We start from the raw sequence: 24,126 nt of genomic DNA, 5'->3' as shown, positions 1-24,126 counted from the left end.
CACTCTCTTAGCGGATGTGTCGGCCACCGTCCACGTGCAGGGTGCGGCCGGTAACATAGTGACTGGTTAACAGGTAATGGATAGCGAGCCAGATTTCTTCGCAGCCCGGCTCAATACCCATGACCGATTTCGCCAGGGTGCGGGCTTTATAATCCGGATCGTCATCCTCGTTAAAGATGATCAGGCTCGGGGCAATGGCATTGACCCGCAGCCGGGGGCCGAGCTGTTTGGCAAACGACAGGGTCAGGCTGGCCAGTGCCGCCTTGGATGCCACATAAGCCATGTGTTTATCGCTGCCACGCTCGACGGTGTAATCGGTGATGTGGATGATACTGCCACCATCAACAATCTGCTCGGCCAGGTGCCGGTTGAGCAGGTAAGGCGTTTTGGCGTGTACCTGCATCATGGCATCAAAATGCTGACCGGCTTCGGCGATTTCGCCATCGAGCTCCCAGCTTGATGCATTATGAATAATGGCACTGAGTTTTTGCCCGGCCAGAGCCGTGGCCAGCGCTTTAATGCCTTCATCATCGGCAAAGTCGGCCTGCAGGCAGGTGACACCGCGCTCACGCAGCTCGGTCAGTACCGGGCGTGGTGTGCGGTATGTCATTATCACCGGGTAACCGGCGTCCAACAGGCGGTTAACCAGATGCAGACCGACGCGCTGGGCAGCGCCGGTGATCAGCACGGGGTGAGCCGTCATTTGGCTTTCTCTACAGTAGCGGTCAAACTGGACGTCATACTACCTGCTTGCACTTCTTGGATCACCACATGGCATCAGTTTTGTATAGTCGCTGCCATCTCGGCTTTTTATCTTCATATCTTTCGTTGGGTCAGAGCAAGCGGGCGCAACAGCGACATGGTGCCCAAATACTGGGGGTGATGGTACTGAGCCGGCTACTGCAAAGACCTGTCAGTAACGACGAGCTAAAGCGTAATGCGGCCGGCGCCCCCGTTCATGCAGAGGCTTACATCAGCCTGTCGCATAGTGGTGATTGGGTTGCTGCTGCGGCCGCCTTTAACCCGGTGGGTATCGATGTGGAAGTTGTGAAACCCGGCCGCCCTTTGGCTGCGATGGCGGCACAGTTTGACTGGCCTGAACAACAGTTCTACGGGCGCTGGTGTACTTTTGAAGCTGCCTTGAAAACGGGAGTTGTTGATATCAGTGGCAAGGATATCCGGCAACACCGTGGGCAGCTGAAGCTGCCATCTGGGCAGTACCTGTACAGCTACACATCACAACACCCCTTGTTCATGTCTATTGCCTGCGTCACAAATTCACGGCCAAAATGGCAAAGCCCGGTATTAATGGCAGATGAATATTTGCTAGAATCGCCTGCGCCCTAGGCACTGGTAAAAATTTATGGCTGGTCTTTCTTCGGGCTGCAGTTTGACGACTTCTTCGCAAGGAATGAGGAGCGCGAAGAGGGAATGGATGGATGTGGAAGTATTCAGCTTGGCAATGAGTGACAATGGCCTTAGTGAAGTGCGCTTCAGGGGCACCGTTAGTACCCTGAAGACTCAGGAGGCCATGTGTTGATGCAGTTCTCGGTCAATAAGTGGGCCGCATGGGCGCCAGGGTTCCAGTTGGCATCACAATGGCGTGACTGGCATCAGCAGGCCGGTTCAGTATTACCTGCGCCGGGCAAGGAGCCAGCCGAAGGGCCAGATGTCAGTTGGGTTCCCGCTGCGCAGCGGCGCCGCTTGTCATTACTGACGCGGATGCAATTAGCCTGCGCTAAAGAAGTGATAGGGGATGACAGCCTGCCTGTTGTCTTCGCCTGCCGCCATGGCGAGTTGCACCGCACCTTCCAGTTACTAACCTCTCTTGGGCAATCTGAACCCCTATCTCCGACGCATTTTAGTCTGTCAGTACACAATGCTGCAGCGGGTCTTTTTGGCATATTGCGGGCTGATCAGGCACCGGCGAATGTTGTGGTTGGTGATGATGACAGCTTGATTTTAGGGTTGGTTGAGGCCTATGCCACACTGGCTGAAGGGGCTGACGAAGTGTTGCTGGTGGCAGGAGAGCAATCCGTACCAGCGCCGTATGGCTCTTACATGGACGGTGAACAGGTCGATCACGCCCTGGCTGTCAGGTTGGTGCGGGGGAGTGATATCACTGTTGCCCGTTCTGACAACCGCTCAGCGCAAACAGGGTATTTACCCCTGGCAATGCAAATGGCAGGGCTGTTAGCCAGCAATAGTAGTGGTACTTTGCAGTGCAACGGTAAGGAGTGGCAATGGCAACGCTGAATCGCCTGTGGCGAATTGTTGCTACCGGCATGGCATTTACGGCTTTTGGGCTTGGTGGTATTGCTTTGAGCCTGACCATCTTTCCTTTGATCAGCCTGCGCTATAAAAGCGAACACCAGCGTAAAATCGTCGCCAGAGCGGCGGTGTCACGGAGCTTTCGTTTTTTCCTGAATGGTTTGCAATGGCTGGGGGTCTGCCGCTACGGGGTCGATGACGAGCTCGCACTTAACCACCAACCCTGCATCGTTGTTGCCAATCATCCTTCGTTACTGGATGTGGTACTGCTGATTGCCCACATGCCTAAGGCCGATTGCGTGGTCAAAGCCAGTATTTGGAAAAATCCTTTTATGCGAGGAGTTGTGCGGGCTACTGGCTACATCAGTAACCAGCACCAGGGTGAAGCATTAATTGCAGCCGCCAAAGACAGCCTTGATGAAGGCTTCTCACTGATCATTTTCCCGGAAGGAACGCGAACGGAGCCCAACGTTGCCCTGAACCCCCTGACCCGTGGTGCGGCGCAGCTGGCGTTGAAAAGCCAGTACCCGTTATTACCCGTTAATCTTGACGTGACGCCCCGCACGTTGACGAAACAGACCGCTTGGTATCAAGTGCCCAGACGCCCCTTTCAGCTGACAGCCTCAGTAGGGGAGCCAATCGCGCCTGAACGTTTTTTTGGCAACGACGCCTGTACGGCCTCGCCGGCAAGAGCGCTGACACGCTACCTGGCGAGTGTATTAACCAAGGAAAATAAGACAGATGACCAATCTGGAAACCGAATTGAAGACGCTGATTATCAGCAGCTTGGAACTTGAAGACGTCCGCGAGGATGATATTGACACTGATGCGGCGCTGTTTGGCGACGGGTTGGGGTTGGATTCGATTGATGCGTTGGAGCTGGGGTTGGCCATTCAAAAACGATATGGCGTCAAAATTGATGCTAATGCCAGTGACACTAAATCGCATTTTGCCAGCGTTGCCAGTTTGGCGGCGTTTATTCGCGCTCAGGAGGCCGCATGAATTACGAACAGATCTTCGCTGAGCTTAAAGCGATACTGATCAACGACTTTGAGATCGAGGCTGACGCCATTGAGCCTTCGGCAAACCTCTATACCGACCTGGACTTGGATTCCATTGATGCTGTTGACTTGGTTGTAAAGCTCCAAGATTTAACCGGTAAGAAAATCCAGCCGGAACAATTCAAAGCGGTGCGCACCGTTGATGATGTTGTCAATGCGGTACTGACCTTGGTAGCGGCGGCTTGAAACCAGCCACTTTTTTGTGGCTGCTTTACCCGCTTGCCATTGCGTTAGGGTTGCATTTTTTGGCGCCTGGCTATCTGGCGCTGGTAGCGCTTGTTTTGCTGGCGTTCCGGTGGCGGCATGCTCGGCAGCTTGAGCGTGTCTGGTTGCCTTTGGCGGCGATGGCATTGCTGTTGTCGGCGATCAGTAATGATGCCTTAGGGTTAAAGCTATACCCGGTGATGATCAACCTGGGGTTATTGGTGTCTTTTGCCTACAGCCTCTACCAGGGCCCCAGTATGATCGAGCGCCTGGCCCGGTTGCGTGAGCCTGACTTGCCGGCATCCGGGGTTGCCTATACCCGAAAAGTCACTTGGGTTTGGTGTGGTTTCTTTCTGATCAATGGCGCTATTGCGCTGGCGACAGCGCTGTTTGCTTCACAGCAGCTTTGGACTTTATATAACGGGGTGGTCAGTTATGTGCTGATTGGCTGCCTCTTTGCCGGTGAATGGTGTTACCGACAATGGTTTATTCGCAGCAACAAGCGCGCTGGTTAAAGGCGCTACAATCGCGTTTCGTTAGTTCGGCCGCGCTTTTTTCCTCCCCCGTCATAAGTGGCGAAGCGGTCTCCCGTATGGCTGAAGGCCTTAGCCATCAGCTCACTGAGGGTGACAGCTGGTTACTTTGGGACACTGATCCGGCGGCATTTTTGATTGGCTTGCTGGCCTGCTGGCAGGCGGGCGTTAAGCCGGTTTTACCGGCCAATGGGCAAGCGGGCAGCCTGAATGCAGTGGCGGCCAAAGGCATTATTTGCAGCCAGCCACTGGATTGCGTACATCCAGCATTAAATCCCTTTGGTTTTATGGGGCAGCAGCTTTGCTACCCAAAGCTCGGTGAATTGCTGCTGTTTACCTCTGGCAGCACCGGTGAACCGAAAGGCATCATCAAAAAGCCCGGTCAGTTGCTGGCAGAGCTCTGTACCCTCGAGGATACCTTTGGCCCGGTAACGGGTAACGTCATTTCGACAGTATCTCACCAGCACATTTATGGCTTGTTGTTTCGGGTTTTATGGCCACTGCTTAGCGGTGGCGTTATCCATCGCCCGGCCATTACCTATCCGGAACAACTGCCCACCCTGATAGAGCAATTGAACTCACCTTTTTGGCTGGTGACGAGCCCCGCTCACCTTGAGCGTTTACCTGAGCCCGATATTATGAGCCAAATTCGTGGCAAGCTGGGGGGCTTATTCAGCTCTGGCGGGTTATTGAGTGAGCGTGCGGCCAGTGCCGCGAAGAGGTGCTTTGGTTTGGCGCCAACAGAGGTGTTTGGCTCAACTGAAACCGGCGGAGTAGCCTGGCGGCGTCAAGACCGTACCGACAAGTGGCAGCCCTTTGCCGGTGTTAGCTGCACACGTAATAGCGATGAAGCCCTGGTTGTTGACTCTGAGGTCAGTGCTGGCACGGTCGTTATGGGGGATAAAGTGGTACTGGATGAAGCAGGCCTCTTTACCCTTAATGGCCGTTGCGATCGCATCGTCAAAGTTGAGCAAAAACGCTTGTCACTGAATGCCATGGACAAAGCGTTGATGGCCACAGAGTGGGTTGTTGACGGGCGTTGTTTATTACTGACCAGCGCTGTTCGCCAGCAGCTGGGGGCCGTGCTGGTGTTGAATGATAGCGGTCGCGCCGCCCTGCAAAACTTGGGCAAATATGCTTTTACGCAGCAATTACGGCGGCGGTTGCTCAATGAATTTGAGCCGGTTGTTTTACCCCGGCGTTGGCGGTTGGTGGATACCTTACCGGTCAATGCCCAAGGAAAAGTCACTGAACAGGCGCTGGCCGCCCTATTTGAAGAGTAACGTATGACCCTGCCGGATATTGTAGAGCGCCGCCTGACGGCCGAAGGTCTAGAGCTTGTCTTGCTGGTAAAACCCGAACTTCTTTATTTTCAGGGGCATTTCCCGGGGCTGCCGATTTTGCCCGGCGTTGTGCAGTTGCATTGGGCCGCCTGTTTTGGCGCCGAGCATTTTGGCTTGAGCCTGAAAAGCCACCGCATGGAGGCAGTGAAGTTCCAGGCCGTTATTACCCCAGGCCTGACTCTGCAATTAACCTTGCACTATGACCGCGACAAAGGACGGCTGGCATTTCACTACCGCTCCGAGCAGGGCGACCATGCCAGTGGCCGTATTGCCATGGAGGCAGCGTGAGCTTTAACCCTTGCCTGGTAGTGCCAGTGTATAACCATGGGCCAGCGGCCAGTCGTACCTTGCCCAAGCTGGTGGCAACAGGGCTGCCGATCATTGTTGTGGACGATGGTTCAACAGCAGAGCACGGCGCCATGCTGGACAGGATCGCGGCTCAGTATCCCAGTATTACCCTGGTACGGCACCGCGAGAACAAAGGCAAAGGCGGTGCGGTCATAACCGGCCTGCGCAGTGCTTTAGCCGCCGGTTTTAGCCACGGTTTTCAAGTGGATGCAGATGGCCAGCATGCCCTTGATGACATTCCCCGCTTCCTGGCGGCTGCCGAACAGGCACCGGATACACTGGTTGCCGGCATGCCCGCTTATGATGCCTCTGTGCCTAAAGGGCGTTTATACGGGCGTTATGTCACCCATGTCTGGGTATGGATAGAAACCCTCAGCCTGACCATTAAAGATGCCATGTGTGGTTTTCGGGTGTACCCCCTGGCCGCAACAGTAGCGCTTTTTGACCGGGTAAACCTGGGGCAGCGCATGGACTTTGATATCGAAGTACTGGTGCGGCTGTTCTGGTCGGGCATGAATATTGAGCAGTTAAAAACCAAGGTAATTTATCCGGAAGATGGCTCGTCGCACTTTCAGGCCTGGCGTGATAATTGGCTCATCTCGAAAATGCATACCCGCCTTTTTTTCGGCATGTTGCCGCGACTGCCGAAATTGCTGGCTCGTCACTTTCGCCGCTCACAGCACTGGTCGGTGATGGGCGAAAGGGGAAGCCACCTTGGCATGCGTAGCTTGTGGTGGGCGTTTCGCTTGTTCGGCCGGCCAGGGTTTCGGGTATTTTTGTATCCGGTGATGGCGTACTTTTTTCTTACCGGGCAAAGCCGGCAGCATTCGTTAGCTTACCTGCGCCGTCTTTACGCTTATGCCGGACCCCTGCCAGGGGTAAGCAAAACGCCCACGCTATTCACCGGCTTTCGCCACCATCTTGCTTTTGGTGAAAGCATTCTCGACAAACTGGCCGCCTGGGCGGGCAGGGGGGAGAGTAAAGATCAGCTGCTCTTTAACGGCCATGAGCACTTTGAGCAATTGGCAGAAAGTGGGAGGGGTGCTTTGCTGGTGGGGGCGCACCTCGGTAATTTGGAGTTGTGCCGGGCGTTGTCGGATCGGCCAATGACAGTATTAGTGCTCACCGAACACGCACTTAAATTTAATGCGCTACTGGCAGAAATTAACCCGCAGGCGCGAATGAATATGCTGGAGGTCAGTAGCATGGGGCCGGATACCGCCATGTTGCTTCGCCAGCGTATTGATGCCGGTGAACTGGTGGTTATGGTTGGCGATCGCACCTCTGCCAGCAAAGCCGGGCATACCGTGACATGCAATTTTTTAGGGCAGCCGGCGCCGTTTCCGATTGGTCCCTGGGTGCTGGCACATGTCTTGGAGTGCCCGGTCTACACGCTGTTTTGTACGCGCCAGGGACAACAGCACAAAGTATCAATGGAGCCTTTTGCGCCAGAAGGGGTGACGTTGTCTCGTCGCCACCGCCAGCAGGAACTGACCCGCTGGGCGCAAAAGTTTGCAGACCGCCTGAGCGAACACTGCCAGCAGGCACCGTTGCAATGGTTTAATTTTTTTGACTTCTGGCAGGCTGACAGCGGTCCGCGTAAACAGGAAAGAATCGGATGACAGTGGTTTTCGGTAAGGCACCGATATGTATTGAAGATATCAATGCCATTGCGGCAGGTACTGCAACAGCGCAGCTTGATAACAGTGAACAATACCGGGCCTTGATTAACAAGGGTGCGGACTTTCTTGAGCGGCTGTGGCGCGAAGATGGTTGTATTTACGGGGTGACCACCGGCTACGGTGACTCGGTCACCGTCGATATTCCTCGTGAGCAAGTCGAGGCGTTACCTCTGAACCTGACACGCTTTCATGGTTGTGGCTTGGGGCGTTATTTCACCGTCGAAGAAGGCCGCGCTATTGTGGCCAGCCGCCTGGCGTCGTTAAGCCTCGGTCATTCTGGCGTTACCTGGGAACTGCTGGCGCGGCTTGAGTGGTTATTAGCCGAAGATGTGATTCCGTTGATACCAGCAGAAGGTTCTGTTGGTGCGTCCGGTGATCTGACACCGCTTTCCTATCTGGCAGCTGTTTTGGTAGGGGAGCGGCGGGTTTACTACCGTGGTGAGATCCGTGATACGGCGGAAGTACTGGCTCAAAAAGGGGTTGAACCGTTAACGTTAAAGCCCAAAGAAGGCCTGGCTATCATGAACGGCACCGCTGTTATGACGGCTCTGGCTTGCCAGGCCTTTGCGCAAGCCGAGTACCTAGGCCGTATGGCCACTCGTATTACGGCATTGGTCAGTAAAGCGTTGGGGGGCAACAGCTATCATTTTGACGAGAGCCTTTTTGCCGTCAAGCCTCACCCCGGGCAGAGCAAAGTGGCCCAGCGCCTTCGTTTAGATCTCGACTACCGGGGGGCTGAGGCTCATAACCGCCTCCAGGACCGCTATTCACTGCGTTGCGCTCCGCATGTTATTGGCGCCTTGGAAGACGCCCTGCCGTGGTTACGCACTCTCATTGAAACTGAACTCAACAGTGCCAACGATAATCCCATCATCAATGCTGAAGAAGAAAAAGTGCTGCATGGCGGGCACTTTTATGGCGGGCATATCGCGATGGCCATGGACACGCTGAAAGTACAGGTGGCAAACCTGGCTGACTTACTTGACCGGCAATTGGCATCGCTGGTGGATTGCAAGGTGAATAATGGTCTGCCGGCCAACCTGACCGGCAATAATGGCCCAGACAAAGCCATCAGCCATGGTTTTAAAGCGGTACAAATAGGCGTCTCTGCGTGGACGGCGGAGGCGTTGAAACACTGTATGCCGGCGTCGGTCTTTTCCCGTTCAACGGAGTGCCATAACCAGGACAAGGTCAGCATGGGAACCATTGCCGCGCGAGACTGCCTGCGCATTCTGGAGTTGACTGAACAGGTAACCGCGGCTGTGTTGCTGGCCGCTTGTCAGGGTTGCTGGCTTAAAGGCCAACAGCAGCAACTGGCATTGAGTGGCACCCTGGATAGCTTTATCGGCAGTGTTTTTGCGCTGTGTCCGCCGGTGCATCATGACCGGCCGCTTGAGGCGGACCTGCGGCTATTGATGAGCCACCTTCGCCAGCAATCGTGGAGTTTATATGACGCATCGTGAAGCTACTGTGGAAATTCAGGTGCCGTTTCATGACCTGGACCCGATGCAGGTAACCTGGCATGGCAACTATCTGCGCTACTTCGAAGTGGCGCGCTGTGCGCTTTTAGAGAGCTTTGATTACAACTACCCGGAAATGGAAGCGTCCGGTTATCTCTGGCCTATCGTCGATTTAAAAGTGAAATATGTGCGGCCAGCGGTTTTGAACCAGGCATTACTGGTAACCGCTAAGCTGACAGAATTTCAAAACCGCTTGGGCATGAGTTACGAAGTACGCTGCAAAGAAACCGGCGCCTGTATGACCAAGGGCAAAACGGTACAGGTTGCGGTAGATAAAAGCAGCGGCGAAATGCAGTTCGTCTCGCCGCAGGTGCTCTTTGATAAATTGGGGGAACCATGGCCTTACTCAGCGCAATAATGCTTGCTCAGACACTGGCCAAGCCTGCCCCATGCGGGGAGTTTACCCAGCAAAAGCGTGTTGCCGGCATGTCCAAACCGTTTCGTTCGTCAGGGCACTACACCCTTGCTGGTGACACCCTTGTCTGGCACACCGTCAAGCCCTTTGCCAGCACACTTGAAGTGGGGCCCAATGGCTTGTATCAGGTATCACCTGATGGCAACCGCCAGCAAATTGCCAGCAGCGACAATCCCTTGTTCGCCAGCTTTGCGGGTTTGCTGGGGGCGCTAATACAGGGTAATCAGGATGTGCTGGCACAGCGTTTTACACTGCGCCAGGAACAAGGCGCGGTGGTGCTGGTGCCCAAAAGTAAGCTGGTGGCAAAAGGCATCAGCGCCATCACGATTACCGGTGAGCCGCCTAACAGTATCCGCCTCCATGAACCTGAGGGTGAAACGCTGATCCAGCTTGTGCCTGGTGCTTGCCAGTGAAGTTATTTCGTTTCTTGGCGGTGTTGTTGGCGCTACTGGGGCTGCGTTGGGCTTTGGGGGTATCGCCGTCAACCCAGCTGGCGGATCTGCTGCCCAAAGATTTTGCCCAGCTCAATGGCGCCAACCAGGTTGCCTTCAATGAACTAAAGAGCCGCTTTGATCGGCAACTGTGGCTGTTGCTGGAAAATAGCAACCCGCAGGTGCTGGTAAAGCAGGGGCAAGCCCTGAGCGAACAACTCAAGCGCACATCTTTTATTACACGCTGGCAAGGGGGTAAAAGCCCTGATTACAGCGAACTGGGTCAGTTTAGAACGCAGTTACTGTCAGATGCCGACCGTCATCTCAGTGACCAGCAGTTGCTTAATCGCGCCTTGGCAATGTGGTTTGGCCCTATGCCCACCAGCCTAAGAGCAGACCCGTTATTAACCTTTAGCCACTGGCTGGAAGCGCAGCGGCCAAGCACCGGGCATGTGCAGATGGTCAATGGCTGGCCATTACTGGAAAAAAATGGCCATTACGCGCTGATTTTTTCTGCCGAGCTGAAAGGTTCGGCCTTCGATGCCCGCTTGCAGCATCAGGTTAGCCAGTGGTTGCAGCAGCTGCCGGTGCCGGCCAAAGCCTTTGGCACCGTGCTCTATGCCCAAAAAGGGGCCGAGCAAGCGCAAAAAGAGGTCAGCCGCTTTGGTGGTCTGGCCCTGGCCGGGGTGCTGGTGCTGATTGTATGGGGTTTTGGCGGCATTAAAGCACTGGGCTTTATGAGCGGTTTGCTGGTTTCCTCTTTGCTCGGGGCGCTGACACTATTGTGGTGGTGTTATCCCAATGCCCATTGGCTGGCTTTAGTGATGGGAGCGAGTGTTATTGGCATCTGTGCTGATTATGGCTTCCACGCGCTGGCAGCGGCCAAACACCAAAAAAGTATTCGCGGGCCACTGTTGGGGGGCTTGGTATCGAGTTTGTGTGCTTACGGTGTCTTGGTACTGTCACCCTTTCCCGGGTTATCAGAACTAGGGGTGACTGCTGTGGGTGGCTTGCTGGTGGCGTACTGTTACGTGCGTTATTGGGTGCCGGTGCCTGAGGTTGCCAGCCGTGTTTGGCCAGAGCGCTTTTTGGCGGTAGCAGACCGACACCGTCACTGGGCCAAATGGGCACTGTTAAGCCTGGTGGTAGGCTGGTCGGTGATAGGGGCAAGGCAATTATCTTTTAATGATGACATTCGCCAATGGCAACCCAAGGACGCCTCTTTGCAGGCCGTGGCCGAACGTTTGGCCTTCTGGTTGGGGCAACGCCCCGGTGGCCAATACCTTTTGCTCAGTGCCGACAGTACCGAACACTTGTTGCAACAAGAAGAAGCTCTGATGCCAAGGCTAAATGCATTAAAAAGCCAGGGTGAGCTGAAATCAGTGCTGGCACTGAGTCAGGCATTTCCTTCGGTTGCCAGGCAAAAGGCTGACCACCAACGCATCGCCCGGCTCTGGCAGCAATTGAACAACCAGCTTGATGGCGCCCTTGGCCCCGTTCCTGCCTTTCAAGCCGGTCTTAGCCCCGACCACTGGCCGCTCAATGATGGTCGGCTACGGTTGTATCTGAACAAGGCGCATACCTCGGTGATTGTGCTGCAGGGGCTTAGCGAGGCCGGGGCCAAAGCGCTCTCAGACTTGTCCCTTGTTGACCCTGCAGGGCAGGCTACCCGTACTTTCGGGCATTATCGCGACCAGGTGCTGCAATGGCTGCTAGTGGCCTTCAGCCTGCTGGCATTGGTGTTGTTATGGCGCTTAAGACAACGGGGCGCCAGAGTGATTCTGGCTACTGCCATGGCTTTGATTGTGGCAGCGGTCACGCCGGCTTTTCTGGGGCAGCCGTTTAATCTTATTCACGCTTTGGGGCTGATGCTGGTACTGGGCCTTAGCCTGGACTATTGCTTGTTTTTTGTCTCGTCTGCACCAGCGGGGCATACCTTGTTAGCTGTTTTACTGTCAGCCACATCCAGCTTGCTGGCGTTTGGTTTGCTGATGGCATCCAGTACCCCCGTGTTGGCCGGCTTTGGCGCCGTTGTTGCGATGGGATTGCTGACCGCCTGGTTGAGCAGCCTGCTGTGGGCCAGAACGCCATGAAAAAACGGTTGTTACTGCTAGTCAGCGTCTTACTGTGCGGTTGCCAGACAGTCAGCAGGCCGGCGCCACCCGAGGTGGCATTGGGGGCGGGTCTTAACTGGACATTGCCCAGTCTTAGCTGGGTAACCGAGCCCGTGGACAAAACGCAGCAGGTGGTGGCTTGGCATGGCGACAACCGCTGGCAACTGGTGGGTCAGCTTTCTTTGCACGCTGACAAAATGACCCTGACGGCGCTCTCTGATTTTGGCACTTTTTTGTTCCAGACCAGCTTCGATGGCCGGCAATTTACGGCGCGGCGCTCACCGTTAATGCCAGCCAAAGCCGATACCAAGCATCTGTTGGCTGATCTGCTAATGGCACTGATGCCTGAGCCCGCCCTGGCCAAAAGCCTGGCACCGCTGGGGGTCAAGGTAGAAACACAGCATCAGCAACGGTTATTGCGTAAAAACGGGCAAATACTGGTGGCCATTAGTTACCACCCGAAAGGATTTCAGTTTGAGCAACGCCAGCTTGGTTACGGCTTCAAGGTGACCTATGAGTAATTTATACCTGTCGGCTCCGTCAATGGTGACACCGCTCGGCCATGAGCCAGAAGACATCGCCAGCGCATTGTTTGCCGGGCGCAGTGGTTTGGTACAAAAAGCAGATCTGTTACTGGATGGTACGTTAGCCTGGGTTGGGGCAGTACAAAGCCCCCTGGCGCCGCTGCCGGAAGCCTTTAGCGGCCTTGATTGTCGTAACAACCGGATGTTGCGCCAGGCCTTGGATGGCTTGCAGGCGGAGCTGGAATGGGCCAAGGCCGCCTATGGCCGTGACCGCATAGCGGTTGTGCTGGGGTCATCTACTGCGGGTATTGATGTCGGGGAGCGGGCACTGGCGCAGTGGCAAAATACCGGTGCTTTACCAGCGGGATTTAACTACAACGTTCAGACCCTGGGATCTGTTGCCCAATTTGCCAGCGATTACCTGGGGGTGAGTGGCCCGGCCTACACCTTGTCGACAGCCTGTTCGTCTTCGGGAAAAGCCTTTGCCAGCGCCCGGCGGCTGATGAATAGCGGGCTTGCTGATGCGGTAGTGGTGGGCGGTGTTGATTCGCTGTGCCGGCTAACGGTCAATGGCTTTTCTGCCCTGGAGTCTGTCTCGGCAACGCCGTGCAGCCCATTTTCACAAGACCGGCAGGGGATCAATATCGGCGAGGGGGCAGCGGTCTTTTTGCTGTCGCGGCGTCACAGCCCGGTCAGTTTGGCGGGGGTCGGTGAGTCCTCCGATGGCTATCATATTTCTGCCCCAGACCCTGACGGCCATGGCGCGCGCCTGGCAATGCAGCAAGCCATCAGTGCCGCCGGTATTACTGCCGAAGCCATTGATTACGTCAATCTGCACGGTACCGGCACGGTAAAAAACGACGAGATGGAAGCGAAGCTGATGACCCGATTTTTTGCGCATCAGCCCTGGGTCAGCTCCTCAAAAGCCCAGATTGGCCATTGCCTCGGTGCCGCTGGCGCCCTGGAAGCCGCATTTTGTTATTTGGCCTTAAGCCGGCAAACCCTGTTGCCGCAAGTGAGCCACAAGCCGTATGACAGTAGCCTGCCCGCATTGAAATTTGCCAAGCCAGGTCAGGCGGCGCCACTTCGTCATGTTATGTCCAATTCGTATGCCTTTGGTGGCAGTAATGTCAGTGTGATTTTGTCTCATGAGTGAACAGCGTTCTTTTAAGGCTCCTTGCCATTACATTTCCCACCGCCCGCCGATGTTACTGCTCGATGAGGTACTCGATGGCGGTGCGCAGTTTGCCCGTTGCCGGTTGACCATTACCCCGGCCAGCCCTTTTGCAGATAACGATGGCGTGCCTATTTGGGTTGGCATTGAATACATGGCGCAAACCATTGCGGTATATGCCGGTTTACAAGCTGAGCTGGCCGGCGAACCGGTAAAAGTGGGCTTCTTGCTGGGAACGCGGCGCTTTCAATCCGATTTTGCTTATTTTCAGTTTGGTGATGTGGTTGATATAGAAGTGACCGAAAGCTTCGCGCAGGGCGATGGCTTAAGTGTTTTTAGCTGTGTGGTTACTTCATCCAGAGGAGTGCAGCGGGCACAGATCACCGTCTATCAGCCTGACGATGCCACATCCATTTTAAAAGGAGAACAACGATGAGGCAGTACCTGGTAACAGGCGCAAGCCGGGGAATTGGTGCCGCCATAGCCAGGGCTCTGGCAGGCCCCGACACTACGGTGGTTATTCATTACCGTAGTCGCCAAGATGCTGCTGAAGCGGTGAAACGTGAGGTTGAACAAGCCGGTGGGCAAGCCCGTTTGTTGGCTTTTGATGTGTCTGACCGTGCTGCTGCCAGAACCGCGTTGGCAGCCGATATAGCGCAACATGGCGCTTATTACGGGGTGGTTGTGAATGCTGGCATTAGCCGTGACGGTGCCTTCCCGGCATTAACAGATGACGACTGGGATCAAGTGATCCACACTAATCTGGACGGTTTTTATAACGTCTTGAAACCGGTGGTGATGCCGATGGTACAAAGCCGCCAGGGGGGGCGCATCGTTACCCTGGCATCGGTGTCTGGTTTGATAGGTAATCGTGGTCAGGTTAATTATTCTGCTTCCAAAGGCGGCATCATCAGCGCCACCAAGGCGCTGGCATTGGAGCTGGCAAAACGGAAGATCACCGTTAACTGTGTGGCGCCGGGGCTTATTGAATCGGATATGACCGAAGACTTGGCGGCCGCCGCGCATATTAAAGAGCTGATCCCTTTACGCCGGGCCGGGCAGGCCAAAGAAGTGGCCGATCTGGTGGCCTTTTTGTGCTCAGACAGTGCCAGTTATATCACCCGCCAGGTTATCGCTGTAAATGGAGGGCTGTGCTGATGCATCGGGTTGTCGTCACGGGCATGGCTGGCTTAAGTTCTTTGGGCCATGACTGGGCCAGCATTAAATCAGCCATGCAGGCCGGGAAAAGCGGCATTGTCTGTATGGAACAATGGCGCCAGTACGAAGGCATGAACACCCTGCTGGCTGGCCCTGTGGAATTCACCCGCCCCACGCACTATTCGCGTAAGCAAATCCGTTCTCATGGCCGCGTGTCGCTGATGGCTACCCGTGCCACGGAAATGGCATTAGCAAGAGCAGGGCTCCTGGGCGCAGCCTGCCTGAGCGATGGCAGTACCGGCATAGCCTATGGTTCATCCATTGGCTCAACGCCGCCGATCACCGCTTTTGCCGCCATGCTGGAACGTCAGGATTGCTCCAAGATCACGGCCACCAGCTATATCCAGATGATGGGCCATACCACTTGCGTCAATGTCAGCCTGTTCTTTGGCCTCAAGGGCCGCGTGATCCCCACCTCCAGTGCCTGTACCTCGGGCTCTCAGGCCATTGGTTATGCCTACGAGGCCATTAAATACGGCCATCAAAAGGTGATGCTGGCCGGTGGTGCTGAGGAGCTTTGCCCAACCGAAGCGGCCGTGTTTGACACCCTTTATGCCACCTCTACCCGTAACGACACGCCGCAGCTAACGCCACGGCCCTTTGATAGTGGCCGCGACGGCCTGGTAATTGGTGAAGGGGCAGCCACCTTGGTGCTTGAGTCTTACGAACATGCCAAGGCTCGTGGCGCCACCATTCTGGCGGAGCTGGTGGGCTTCGGTACCAATTGTGATGGTGCCCATGTCACGTCGCCCACCTCGCAAACCATGGAAGTGGCCATGCGCCTGGCACTGAACAGCGCCAACCTTGAACCTGCCGCCATTGACTATGTCAGTGCTCACGGTACCGCGACTGAACAGGGGGATATCGCCGAGAGCCATGCCACAGCACGGGTTTTTGGCCAGCAGGTGCCGGTGCATTCCTTAAAAAGCTATTTTGGCCATACCCTGGGCGCCTGCGGTGCCCTGGAAGCCTGGCTGGGTATCGAAATGATGAATGACGGCTGGTTTGCCCCGACACTGAACCTGAACGAGCGTGACCCGCGTTGCGCCGAGCTGGATTACTTAGTCGGCGAAGGCCGGGTGATGGATGTGCAACACTGGATGACAAACAATTTTGCCTTCGGTGGTATCAACACCTCGTTAGTTTTTAATCGTTTTCAGGAATAAAACGTAGTGGTAAAGGATGATTATGTTGATCGCGTACAGGTAGCGGTCATTGGTGCTGGTCCCTCCGGAAGCTTGGCCGCTTCCTTGTTAAACAACCAGGGTATTGATGTTCGGGTACTGGAAAAAAGCCGCTTCCCCCGCTTTTCTATTGGTGAAAGCCTGCTACCGCAATCGATGGTTTACCTGGAGGAAGCGGGGCTTGCCGGCGTACTGGAAAAGCACGCCGAACAGTTGGCCTTTCAGCTAAAAAACGGCGCTGCGTTTAGCTACCAAGGCAAAGAAACCACCTTCGATTTTACCGAAAAATTTAGCCCTGGCCCCGGCATTACTTTTCAGGTTAAACGAGCCGCGTTTGACCAACTGCTGGCCGAAGAGGCGATGGCGCAAGGGGTCGATGTTCGTTTCGAACACAGCATTGAAGATGTGCAGGTCAGTGATGATGGCGCGCTGCTGTCGTGTGTTAATGAACAGGGTGAACACTACCAGTTACACGCCGAGTTTGTGCTTGATGCCTCTGGATTTGCCCGGGTATTACCACGGCTTTTTGATTTGGAGATGCCTTCGGGCTTTGCCCCACGCCAGTCATTTTTTACCCATGTGGTGGACGGTATTGATTGTGCCAACTTTGATCGCAATAAAATCCTGATCAGCATTCACCCCGAATGCAAAGACATTTGGTACTGGTTGATCCCCTTTGCTGATGGCACCAGCTCACTGGGCGTGGTAGGGGAAGTGGCTTTTTTTGCCGAAAAAACCGGGACCGCCGAAGATATTTTCAAAGACATGGTGTTCGCAGAGCCTGGTCTTGCCAAGCTACTGGCGCAGGCCCAGTTTTCCAACCCGGTGAACACGCTCAAGGGCTACTCGGCAAAAGTGAAAAACCTCTTTGGTGACCGTTTCGCACTGTTAGGGAACGCCGCCGAGTTTCTCGATCCGGTCTTTTCCTCCGGTGTCACCATCGCCTTTACTTCAGCCAGCCTTGCCGCCAAGACGCTGGGCCGGCATTTTGCTGGCGAGGCCGTTGACTGGCAGCGTGACTTTGCCGACAAGCTGCAAAGCGGTGTCGATGTCTTTCGTACCTATGTTGAAAGCTGGTATCAGGGCACCTTTCAGGATGTGATTTTTTATCCGACTCCCGAGCCGCAGGTTAAACGCATGATTTGCTCGATACTGGCCGGCTATGCTTGGGATAACAGCAATCCTTTTGTGGCGGAGTCGCAGCGCCGGCTGACCACCTTGGGGAAAATTTGTCAGTTGGGTTAAAGTGATAGCGGCACCGGGATAAGCCCTGGTGCTACCTGAACCGCTGGATATGACCTGTTGGAGGTAGCAAGCGATGAAGCGACTAGCGCTGGTTGTGTTACTTGGGTTGGCCGGGTGTGCCAGTGTTTCACCGGCTACCGTCAACAGCCGTATGCAGAGCTGGTATGGCGCCAGTGCCGATGCCCTGATGGATAAGTGGGGGGTTCCGGCCCAAACCAATAAAGTCGATGGCCAGGACTGGCTTATTTACCGTCAGAGCCAGCAAAGCAGCAGCCCCAGCGTTGGTATCGGCATTGGCGGCGGCGGTGGCCATGTGTTTGGTTCGGTTGGCACCGTATTTGGTGGCAGTAAAACCACCGGCTGCGTACGGCAGGTAGTGGTAATGGCCGGCAAGGTGGTACAGATCCGCTGGCAGGGGGACCCACAACTGTGCCTGAAGCTGACACCGCCACGCCCCTAGTCTGACTCCAGCTCCTGGCGCTCGCGCAGATCCATGTTAATGCGGATCAGGCCGTCTTCCATCAGGCTGCGCGAGGGCAGGCCGCTTTTGGCAAAGACTTTGATCATGCCGCGGTTTTGCGGCAGCACTTCGGCAATAAACTCGACGATATTTTGCTGGCGGGCAATGTGCACCAGGTGGTTTAGCAGTATCGAGCCAATGCCCATGCCTTGCTGGTCATCAATTACCGCACAGGCAAATTCCGCCCGCTTTACCTTGCCCGGCAGCACAATGTAGCGGCCAATGCCCAGTGGCTCTTCCTCGCCTTTGTCGCTGTAATGGCCTGCCGCTATGGCCACATGGTTAACAAAATCCACGTCAGTAAAGCGGGCCGCTTCAGCCAGGCTCATCTGCCACTTGGGGCGCATGAAACGGTAATAAATGCTGCGCTCGGACATGTGTTCATAAGCGCGCAGCAAGGCGTGTTTGTCCTGGCGGCGAATAGCCCGCACGAACACGGGGGTGCCGTCTTTCATGCGGTCAAACGAAAGGTAATGCCGTAGGTTTATCATGCCGTGCTCACAGATCCTTTGCCGACAGTGTAATGGCTAATGCCGGTAAAATCGTGATGTAACGCAGTAAAAAGGCATTTCTCACGGCTACCGGCTTGATGCCAGGTTCACACCTACTGCTACCAGTATCAAGCCGATGATAAGCAGCGGCATTAAATCGGCCGGCCAGGCCAGCAGGTAGCCCAGGGCATTGGCCAGGATCATGACCAAACCGAACCCGGCTATTACCCGGCCGGCGGTTTTACGGTGTGGGTTTTTGGATGGTTCGCGCATAAGGCGTCCTTGTTGCGGTGGCCTTGTGAGCATAGCTGATGGCAAAGCCATGACCTGGCATTCAGAAAAGGTGTTGAGCGCTGGGTAAGCGCCGCCGCGCGGCTGGTGGAGAGCCAACTGTCAGGTATTGGCCCGTGCAAAGTGCTCCGCTAGCAATGGCCTGTCGGCGCTATAGGCGTGCTACAGGTAGCGTTTTCTTGCCCTGGCCCACCAGCGCGGCGCAGAGATTGGCGTGGCGCAGCCGTGGTCGGCACTGGCGGTGGTTGTGGTAACGCCTGACTGGCAAGGTCTTTGGCCAGCGGGCGCCAAGATTCATGGGTTACTCGTTCACCAGCACGTCACACTGGTAAATGGGGGTGTTGTGGCCGCTTAGGGCGGTGCTGAGCTTGGGTAGCAGTGCCGCCATGGTGTCAAACAGCGTCCAGGGCGGATTGATCACTATCATCCCGGAGGAGGTCATGCCGTGCTGGGCGCTGTCTTCGGCAATACCCAGTTCATAGCGCTGAATGTTGCGAATGCCGCTGTTGGCCAGATCTTGGGTTATTTTGACAATGGTGTGGCGGTCTACCACCGGGTACCAGATGGCATAAATACCGTTACTGAACTTGCGGTGCGCTTGAATTACCTGCTCCACGACTAATTGGTAGTCCGATTTTATTTCATAAGACGGGTCTATCAGCACCAGGCCCCGGCGGGCGGTGGGTGGCACCAGCGCCTTAAGCCCGGCAAAGCCGTCTTTGTGCTGTACCCGGATATTCTTCTGGCCGGCCATGTTCTGGCTCAGTAGCGCCGCATCTTTGGGATGCAGCTCAAACAGCCAGCCACGGTCCTGGCGGCGTAAAAAGGTTTTGGCAATGGCCGGGGAGCCGGGGTACAGGTGCCGCGCCGGGTTGTTATTAAAACTGGCTACCACATCCAGATAAGCGGCCAGCTCCGGGAAGGCCTCTACCGACAGTTTGCCAATGCCACCGGCAAACTCCTGTAGCTTCTGCGCGTCCGGCGCCGCCAGGTTATATAGCCCGGCACCGGAATGGGTGTCGATGTACTCAAAGGGCGCGTCTTTTTTGCAAAGGTGGCGGAGGATCTCCACCAGCACCACGTGCTTGATCACATCCGCATAATTACCTGCGTGAAAGGCGTGTCGGTAGCTTAACAATGTGGGAGTCCTTCAGGAGCCTTGCCGGGCCGTGAGTGTGCGCCAAAGCCGGGTAGGGTGCAACGGTATCAGGCGCTCTTGTGGCTCAGGGTATAGCGGCAACGCGGGTAGGCGCTACAGGCTAAGAAGGTATTGCCGGTAATTGCAGGGGTGCGCCCCTGCACGCGCCTGACTTTTGTGGGGCAAAAGTCAGCAAAACCCTCGCCCATGTTCTACTGGCGCTGCACTTAACGGGCAGAAAAGCAGATGGCCACTTTGTCTTATGATTGCATGTCCGTTACAGTGGGTGAGGTTCAGCCTCTGCTGCCTGACCTTGTTGTGTGTATTTTTTATTTTGGCTCCCACAATTCAATTGGGTTACCTTCTGGATCGTGAAGCCTGGCAAATTTCCCGTTTGGGTACTCTTCTTCATTTGTAACCTCAATGTTTGAATTTCGGAGCTGCATTACCAACTTAGATAAATCATGAACTCTGAAGTTTATCATCCATGCTTGCGATTCACGCCCAAAGTAATCGGTGTTCTGTTCGAAAGGTGCAAGTACCGTAGGACCTGCTTCTTGAGACCAAGAGAGATCATCGTAACTCTTCGGAACCGGGTTTATACCCAAATTCTCTTCATACCACTTTGAAAGTTTTTCAGGATTTTTAGCCCGAAAAAAAACACCACCAATTCCAGCTACCTTTTCCATTCCGCCTCCTGACTTAAATTACACATAACGCCTCAATCAGCCGACGCGTCAGCGGTCGGCTGCATCATTGACTTGTTAGAAGATAATATTTCGTCAAGTTCGCCGGGATCACTAAGATACATTTTCACAAGTTCATGTGAATTGAGCCCCTTATTACTTAACCCAATATCTTCTCTAATGGCTTTGTATAGATTATTTATGGCCGTAAAAACATTTCCATTCTTTCTGGATGCTTCTTCAAATTCAAGCTGCCGCTTTATTACCAAAGGCGAACCCCATAAAAGCAATTCCGATTTAAACTCAACTAAATAGTCAACCAACTCTTGATCGGTCATACCCTTCTTAGTTACGTTTTCGTTCTGTGCTGCCATCAATCCAGACACAGCATCAAGAAACTTTTTATATATTTCTACCTTTTTGGGTCTGTGTGACTCATCAATATCTCGTTGCTTTGATTGCTTTTGACTAATAATTACTGCTGCAATGCCTGCAAAAACCGTAGCCATTGCACCAATTAGTGCTGCCAACACTTCCTTTGGGAGATTTGAAAGCAGTGCAATACATTCCACAACAATCCAATAACCTCCATATATCAAAGCAGCAAGAGTTATCAGCCCAAGTAAAATACTTCCTATTTTCTTTGCAATTTCCATAATCTCAACTCGTTCTTTTACAAGACTAATGCATCAGTCCCACTCAAGCGGCTGCGCAAAAACGCGCGGGCTTCTTTTGCTGGTTGGACCGGCTTCTTATTTTGAAGTCGGATCATTTGATAAATCATTTTTCTCAGTGAGTTAACTATCTCTGGCTGGGATAAACGAGCCCGGTGTCCGTAATAAAGGTGCCAGATTGCCACACCGCGGCCGGATATACTGTATTCCCATCCAAAAACCTGAACGACGCAACCCACTCTCTGATTGTCTGCCATGCCTGCCGGTGTGGCTCTTGGGGCCCCTTTAAGTGCAGCGCCGGGGTGGAAGCTGCGATAGGGCCGTTGAGCCAGGGATGGCGAAACAGGTGAGTACGTGTCGGGACACGCGTACGAGCCGGTGCCCGGCAAGCAGCTTCCAGCACGGTTAGAGCGTAACGCTGGGGTGGCCTTCTTTCGGTTCCTTTCTTTGGCCAAGCAAGAAAGGAACCCGCCAGCCGGTGCGGGAACCGGCAAACAAACAGCTGTGCCGCAGGCACATCAAAATCCAGTATTTATTGCAGGGGGGCGCCCCTGCACGCGCCTGACTTTTGGGGGCAAAAGTCAGCAAAACCCTCGCCCATGTTCCGCGCTGACGCTGTGTTCGTCATTCCCGGTTCACCGGTTCATACGTGTATCCCGACACGTACTCACCTGCTTCGGCGTCCTGCCTCAGCTGAACCTCCCATTCCTGCCACAGCGGCGCTACACTTAACGGGCAACTTCGTTTCAGTTTCGCAGTCCAAAGAGAGAAACGGCCCTTATTCTCCATATGATAAAGCGTATTATCATGACTAACGACGTTGTTTTCCAAATTCAGTGAACTATTCCACTTTGCCATGAGCAGATCCCCGACGTATCGAAGGGGAACAGTCAATAGGTAAGGCCACGCACAACATCAACAACTGGGCAAACTACAACCATGAAGGCTTGTTCGGTTTACCACAGGGTGCTCTGGGAAGTTTTGTTCACTACTCGCACCAGTGGATGGAATTTCCGATGACGTCCCCTAGTTATAACTGCATCAGCGAGCGCCATCTATTATCACTTAGTCAGCAAGTTGCCAGAGTTTCCTTTTCGAGCTTAGGAAGCAAAGCCAGTTAGCATCAAAAGGATAGTTAAATTTCTTTGAATGGAAATTCAATTGAAAATCTTTTTTTGTAGCGCTCTTCTGTTTTCAACCAAACTTTTGATGGAATTTTAGGTGCTTCGCTTGCAAAGTCATCTAAGCGAACCGATATCTCAGCGGTTAACCCTTTAAACTCATCATCCGATAATTTATTTTGAGATATAACCATGTCTATTTTTCTTCTTATAGCACCATACTTAGAACCATATATTCTATGTTTTTCTGCTCTATCTGAAAAATTAAATAGAGTTTGGAATGCAGCTAATATAGCTGCCGAGATACTTAATGATGCTACAATTATTCGTATCCAGATCGCTATGTTTTGTTGAAGGGTTGCAAAAACTGAAGTGCCGATAATTGCTGAAATCACTGCCGCAGTGGCACCTAGCCATAAATTAGCCTTTGATAACCATTGAGCATGATTATAGTGACTTTGCGAGCTTAAAGTTACTCTTCTATACCACTCGCCCAGCAATTTTTTTTGATCATCGCTCATGTTTGAACCTATAGCCTATGATGCCTTATTGATGTATGAATCATGCACCGTGGAAAATACTACGTGTTAAGGAATTACTGTTCACCCGATAAAACAGACACGCGTACGAGCCGGTGCCCGGCAAGCAGGGCCTTCAGGCACGCTACCGCCCCTGCGTTCTTTGGGCCGCAGAACCCTGAATTCCTTGTTGTTTTACTACCTTACGGGCATTGGCTGGTCGCTGCCAAGGGGGCAGGGCGGTTTTGTGAAATGGCACAAAAAATCCCGCCGAAGCGGGATTGTGTCAGAGGTCGAAGTCGTCCAGGTCACCCAGATCGACGTTGGCGTCTATCTGCCCTACCAGATAGGAGCTGATTTCTGACTCCTGCGGCGCTACTTGTACGTTGTCTGACACCAGCCAGGCGTTGATCCAGGGGATCGGGTTGGAGGTGTTGGCAAAGGCCGGGGTCAGGCCCACGGCGCCCATACGTACGTTGGTGATGTATTCCACGTACTGGCACAAAATGGACTCGTTCAGGCCGATCATCGAGCCGTCTTTAAACAGGTATTTGGCCCAGGCCTTTTCCTGCTCGGCGGCGCGGGTGAACAGCGCTTGCGATTCTTCGCGGCATTCCAGAGCAATCTCGGCCCATTCGTTGCCTTCTTTACCGTCGCGCATCAGGTTCAGAATTTGCTGGGTGCCGCTCAAGTGCAGGGCTTCGTCGCGGGCGATGAACTTGATGATTTTGGCGTTGCCTTCCATCAGTTTGCGTTCGGCAAAGGCAAAAGAGCAGGCAAAGCTGACGTAGAAGCGAATGGCTTCCAGGGCGTTAACGGCCATCATGCACAGGTAGAGCTTTTTCTTCAGATCTTTGAGGTTGATGTCGTAGGTTTTACCGGCAACCTGGTGCTGGCCTTCGCCGTGCAGCTGCCACAGCTGGCTGTACTCAATCAAGGTGTCGTAATACACGGCAATTTCGTCAGCGCGCTTTTGAATTTCTTCGTTGACCACGATGTCGTCAAACACCTTGGCGGGGTCGGCAACGATATTGCGAATGATGTGGGTGTATGACCGGGAGTGAATGGTCTCGGAAAACGACCAGGTTTCAATCCAGGTTTCCAGCTCGGGGAGCGACACCAGCGGCAGCAGCGCTACGTTGGGGCTGCGGCCCTGAATGGAGTCGAGCAGGGTTTGGTATTTGAGATTCGACAGGAAGATGTGCTGCTCGTGTTCCGGCAGCTTGGCAAAATCAACCCGATCTTTGGATACGTCCACTTCCTCGGGGCGCCAGAAGAACGACAGCTGCTTTTCAATCAGCTTTTCAAAGACTTCGTACTTTTGCTGGTCATAACGGGCCACGTTGACCGGCTGGCCGAAGAACATGGGTTCCTTGAGTGCATCGTTGCTCTGACGACTAAAGGTGGTGTAACGCATGGT

General features: G+C 54.1%; 29 protein-coding genes. 20 read left to right on the top strand and 9 right to left on the bottom strand.

The genetic code is table 11. The features are described 5' to 3' along the window. Positions 1 to 7: 7 nt before the first annotated feature. Entirely contained in the window at positions 8 to 703 is a 696-nt protein-coding gene (folM, locus tag WDB70_RS07190; RefSeq protein WP_406662875.1) for a dihydromonapterin reductase, read from the bottom strand. 68 nt (positions 704 to 771) lie between these two features. On the opposite strand from folM, the gene WDB70_RS07185 reads away from it, so the two are divergent. The 20 genes from WDB70_RS07185 (at position 772) to WDB70_RS07090 (ending at position 17,727) form a co-directional block, all read left to right on the top strand. Further along, the gene (locus tag WDB70_RS07185; protein ID WP_406662873.1) at positions 772 to 1,347 is read left to right on the top strand and encodes a 4'-phosphopantetheinyl transferase family protein; all 576 of its coding nucleotides are present in this window, start codon (positions 772 to 774) and stop codon (positions 1,345 to 1,347) included. Between the two features lie 192 nt (positions 1,348 to 1,539). Then, positions 1,540 to 2,256, top strand: a complete 717-nt coding sequence (locus WDB70_RS07180) for a beta-ketoacyl synthase chain length factor (RefSeq protein ID WP_406668036.1) — start codon at positions 1,540 to 1,542, stop codon at positions 2,254 to 2,256. After that, positions 2,244 to 3,068, top strand: a complete 825-nt coding sequence (locus tag WDB70_RS07175) for a lysophospholipid acyltransferase family protein (protein ID WP_406662871.1) — start codon at positions 2,244 to 2,246, stop codon at positions 3,066 to 3,068. Before WDB70_RS07180 ends, WDB70_RS07175 begins: the two co-directional genes overlap by 13 nt. Then, entirely contained in the window at positions 3,013 to 3,273 is a 261-nt protein-coding gene (locus tag WDB70_RS07170) for a phosphopantetheine-binding protein (protein WP_406662869.1), read from the top strand. Before WDB70_RS07175 ends, WDB70_RS07170 begins: the two co-directional genes overlap by 56 nt. Then, entirely contained in the window at positions 3,270 to 3,518 is a 249-nt protein-coding gene (locus WDB70_RS07165) for an acyl carrier protein (protein ID WP_406662867.1), read from the top strand. The genes WDB70_RS07170 and WDB70_RS07165 overlap by 4 nt, the downstream gene beginning before the upstream one ends. After that, entirely contained in the window at positions 3,515 to 4,051 is a 537-nt protein-coding gene (locus WDB70_RS07160) for a hypothetical protein (RefSeq protein ID WP_406662865.1), read from the top strand. Before WDB70_RS07165 ends, WDB70_RS07160 begins: the two co-directional genes overlap by 4 nt. Before the next feature lie 77 nt (positions 4,052 to 4,128). Beyond that, positions 4,129 to 5,352, top strand: a complete 1,224-nt coding sequence (locus tag WDB70_RS07155; protein WP_406662863.1) for an AMP-binding protein — start codon at positions 4,129 to 4,131, stop codon at positions 5,350 to 5,352. A gap of 3 nt (positions 5,353 to 5,355) precedes the next feature. Further along, the gene (locus WDB70_RS07150) at positions 5,356 to 5,700 is read left to right on the top strand and encodes a hydroxymyristoyl-ACP dehydratase (RefSeq protein ID WP_406662861.1); all 345 of its coding nucleotides are present in this window, start codon (positions 5,356 to 5,358) and stop codon (positions 5,698 to 5,700) included. Further along, positions 5,697 to 7,382, top strand: coding sequence for a glycosyltransferase (locus WDB70_RS07145; RefSeq protein ID WP_406662859.1), 1,686 nt, complete (start codon positions 5,697 to 5,699; stop codon positions 7,380 to 7,382). The genes WDB70_RS07150 and WDB70_RS07145 overlap by 4 nt, the downstream gene beginning before the upstream one ends. Next, the gene (gene hutH, locus WDB70_RS07140) at positions 7,379 to 8,905 is read left to right on the top strand and encodes a histidine ammonia-lyase (protein WP_406662857.1); all 1,527 of its coding nucleotides are present in this window, start codon (positions 7,379 to 7,381) and stop codon (positions 8,903 to 8,905) included. Before WDB70_RS07145 ends, hutH begins: the two co-directional genes overlap by 4 nt. Continuing rightward, positions 8,892 to 9,320, top strand: a complete 429-nt coding sequence (locus WDB70_RS07135) for an acyl-CoA thioesterase (protein WP_406662855.1) — start codon at positions 8,892 to 8,894, stop codon at positions 9,318 to 9,320. The genes hutH and WDB70_RS07135 overlap by 14 nt, the downstream gene beginning before the upstream one ends. Then, complete coding sequence (locus WDB70_RS07130) at positions 9,299 to 9,790, top strand: outer membrane lipoprotein carrier protein LolA (RefSeq protein ID WP_406662853.1); 492 nt, start codon at positions 9,299 to 9,301, stop codon at positions 9,788 to 9,790. The genes WDB70_RS07135 and WDB70_RS07130 overlap by 22 nt, the downstream gene beginning before the upstream one ends. Beyond that, positions 9,787 to 11,901: an MMPL family transporter gene (locus WDB70_RS07125; protein ID WP_406662851.1), complete on the top strand. Its 2,115-nt coding sequence runs from the start codon at positions 9,787 to 9,789 to the stop codon at positions 11,899 to 11,901. The genes WDB70_RS07130 and WDB70_RS07125 overlap by 4 nt, the downstream gene beginning before the upstream one ends. After that, complete coding sequence (locus tag WDB70_RS07120) at positions 11,898 to 12,443, top strand: DUF3261 domain-containing protein (RefSeq protein ID WP_406662849.1); 546 nt, start codon at positions 11,898 to 11,900, stop codon at positions 12,441 to 12,443. The genes WDB70_RS07125 and WDB70_RS07120 overlap by 4 nt, the downstream gene beginning before the upstream one ends. Continuing rightward, positions 12,436 to 13,602, top strand: a complete 1,167-nt coding sequence (locus tag WDB70_RS07115) for a beta-ketoacyl-ACP synthase (RefSeq protein WP_406662847.1) — start codon at positions 12,436 to 12,438, stop codon at positions 13,600 to 13,602. Before WDB70_RS07120 ends, WDB70_RS07115 begins: the two co-directional genes overlap by 8 nt. Continuing rightward, the gene (locus WDB70_RS07110; protein ID WP_406662845.1) at positions 13,595 to 14,056 is read left to right on the top strand and encodes a hypothetical protein; all 462 of its coding nucleotides are present in this window, start codon (positions 13,595 to 13,597) and stop codon (positions 14,054 to 14,056) included. Before WDB70_RS07115 ends, WDB70_RS07110 begins: the two co-directional genes overlap by 8 nt. After that, a complete protein-coding gene (gene fabG, locus WDB70_RS07105; protein WP_406662844.1) occupies positions 14,053 to 14,778 on the top strand; it encodes a 3-oxoacyl-ACP reductase FabG in 726 nt (241 codons plus the stop codon). The genes WDB70_RS07110 and fabG overlap by 4 nt, the downstream gene beginning before the upstream one ends. Next, positions 14,778 to 16,004, top strand: coding sequence for a beta-ketoacyl-ACP synthase (locus WDB70_RS07100; RefSeq protein WP_406662842.1), 1,227 nt, complete (start codon positions 14,778 to 14,780; stop codon positions 16,002 to 16,004). Before fabG ends, WDB70_RS07100 begins: the two co-directional genes overlap by 1 nt. 6 nt (positions 16,005 to 16,010) lie before the next feature. Next, positions 16,011 to 17,267: an NAD(P)/FAD-dependent oxidoreductase gene (locus WDB70_RS07095; RefSeq protein WP_406662840.1), complete on the top strand. Its 1,257-nt coding sequence runs from the start codon at positions 16,011 to 16,013 to the stop codon at positions 17,265 to 17,267. Positions 17,268 to 17,340: 73 nt separating this feature from the next. Next, positions 17,341 to 17,727, top strand: a complete 387-nt coding sequence (locus WDB70_RS07090) for a hypothetical protein (protein ID WP_406662838.1) — start codon at positions 17,341 to 17,343, stop codon at positions 17,725 to 17,727. On the opposite strand, the gene WDB70_RS07085 is transcribed toward WDB70_RS07090, so the two are convergent. The 8 genes from WDB70_RS07085 to nrdB form a co-directional block, all read right to left on the bottom strand. Next, on the bottom strand, positions 17,724 to 18,278 hold the full coding sequence (locus WDB70_RS07085) for an N-acetyltransferase family protein (protein ID WP_406662836.1): 555 nt from the start codon (positions 18,276 to 18,278) through the stop codon (positions 17,724 to 17,726). The genes WDB70_RS07090 and WDB70_RS07085 overlap by 4 nt on opposite strands. Positions 18,279 to 18,365: 87 nt before the next feature. Further along, positions 18,366 to 18,551, bottom strand: coding sequence for a hypothetical protein (locus tag WDB70_RS07080; RefSeq protein ID WP_406662834.1), 186 nt, complete (start codon positions 18,549 to 18,551; stop codon positions 18,366 to 18,368). Positions 18,552 to 18,720: 169 nt separating this feature from the next. Further along, positions 18,721 to 18,867 (bottom strand): hypothetical protein, encoded by a 147-nt coding sequence (locus WDB70_RS07075; protein WP_406662832.1) that lies wholly within the window; start codon positions 18,865 to 18,867, stop codon positions 18,721 to 18,723. 3 nt (positions 18,868 to 18,870) lie between these two features. Beyond that, a complete protein-coding gene (locus tag WDB70_RS07070) occupies positions 18,871 to 19,707 on the bottom strand; it encodes a 23S rRNA (adenine(2030)-N(6))-methyltransferase RlmJ (protein ID WP_406662830.1) in 837 nt (278 codons plus the stop codon). Between the two features lie 329 nt (positions 19,708 to 20,036). Further along, complete coding sequence (locus WDB70_RS07065; RefSeq protein WP_406662827.1) at positions 20,037 to 20,396, bottom strand: VOC family protein; 360 nt, start codon at positions 20,394 to 20,396, stop codon at positions 20,037 to 20,039. A gap of 32 nt (positions 20,397 to 20,428) precedes the next feature. Next, complete coding sequence (locus WDB70_RS07060) at positions 20,429 to 21,049, bottom strand: hypothetical protein (RefSeq protein WP_406662825.1); 621 nt, start codon at positions 21,047 to 21,049, stop codon at positions 20,429 to 20,431. A gap of 1,153 nt (positions 21,050 to 22,202) precedes the next feature. Beyond that, positions 22,203 to 22,709 carry an SLATT domain-containing protein gene (locus WDB70_RS07055; RefSeq protein WP_406662823.1) on the bottom strand — a complete coding sequence of 169 codons (507 nt, stop codon included), beginning with the start codon at positions 22,707 to 22,709 and terminating at the stop codon, positions 22,203 to 22,205. Positions 22,710 to 22,992: 283 nt separating this feature from the next. After that, the gene (gene nrdB / locus WDB70_RS07050) at positions 22,993 to 24,123 is read right to left on the bottom strand and encodes a class Ia ribonucleoside-diphosphate reductase subunit beta (RefSeq protein WP_406662821.1); all 1,131 of its coding nucleotides are present in this window, start codon (positions 24,121 to 24,123) and stop codon (positions 22,993 to 22,995) included. Between the last annotated feature and the right edge of the window lie 3 nt (positions 24,124 to 24,126).

It is taken from the genome of Gallaecimonas aegicerasi, from assembly GCF_045291545.1.
Taxonomy (GTDB): Bacteria; Pseudomonadota; Gammaproteobacteria; order Enterobacterales; family Gallaecimonadaceae; genus Gallaecimonas.
The sequence above is the reverse complement of the archived record's forward strand: the minus strand, read 5'-3'. Positions and strand labels throughout refer to the sequence as shown.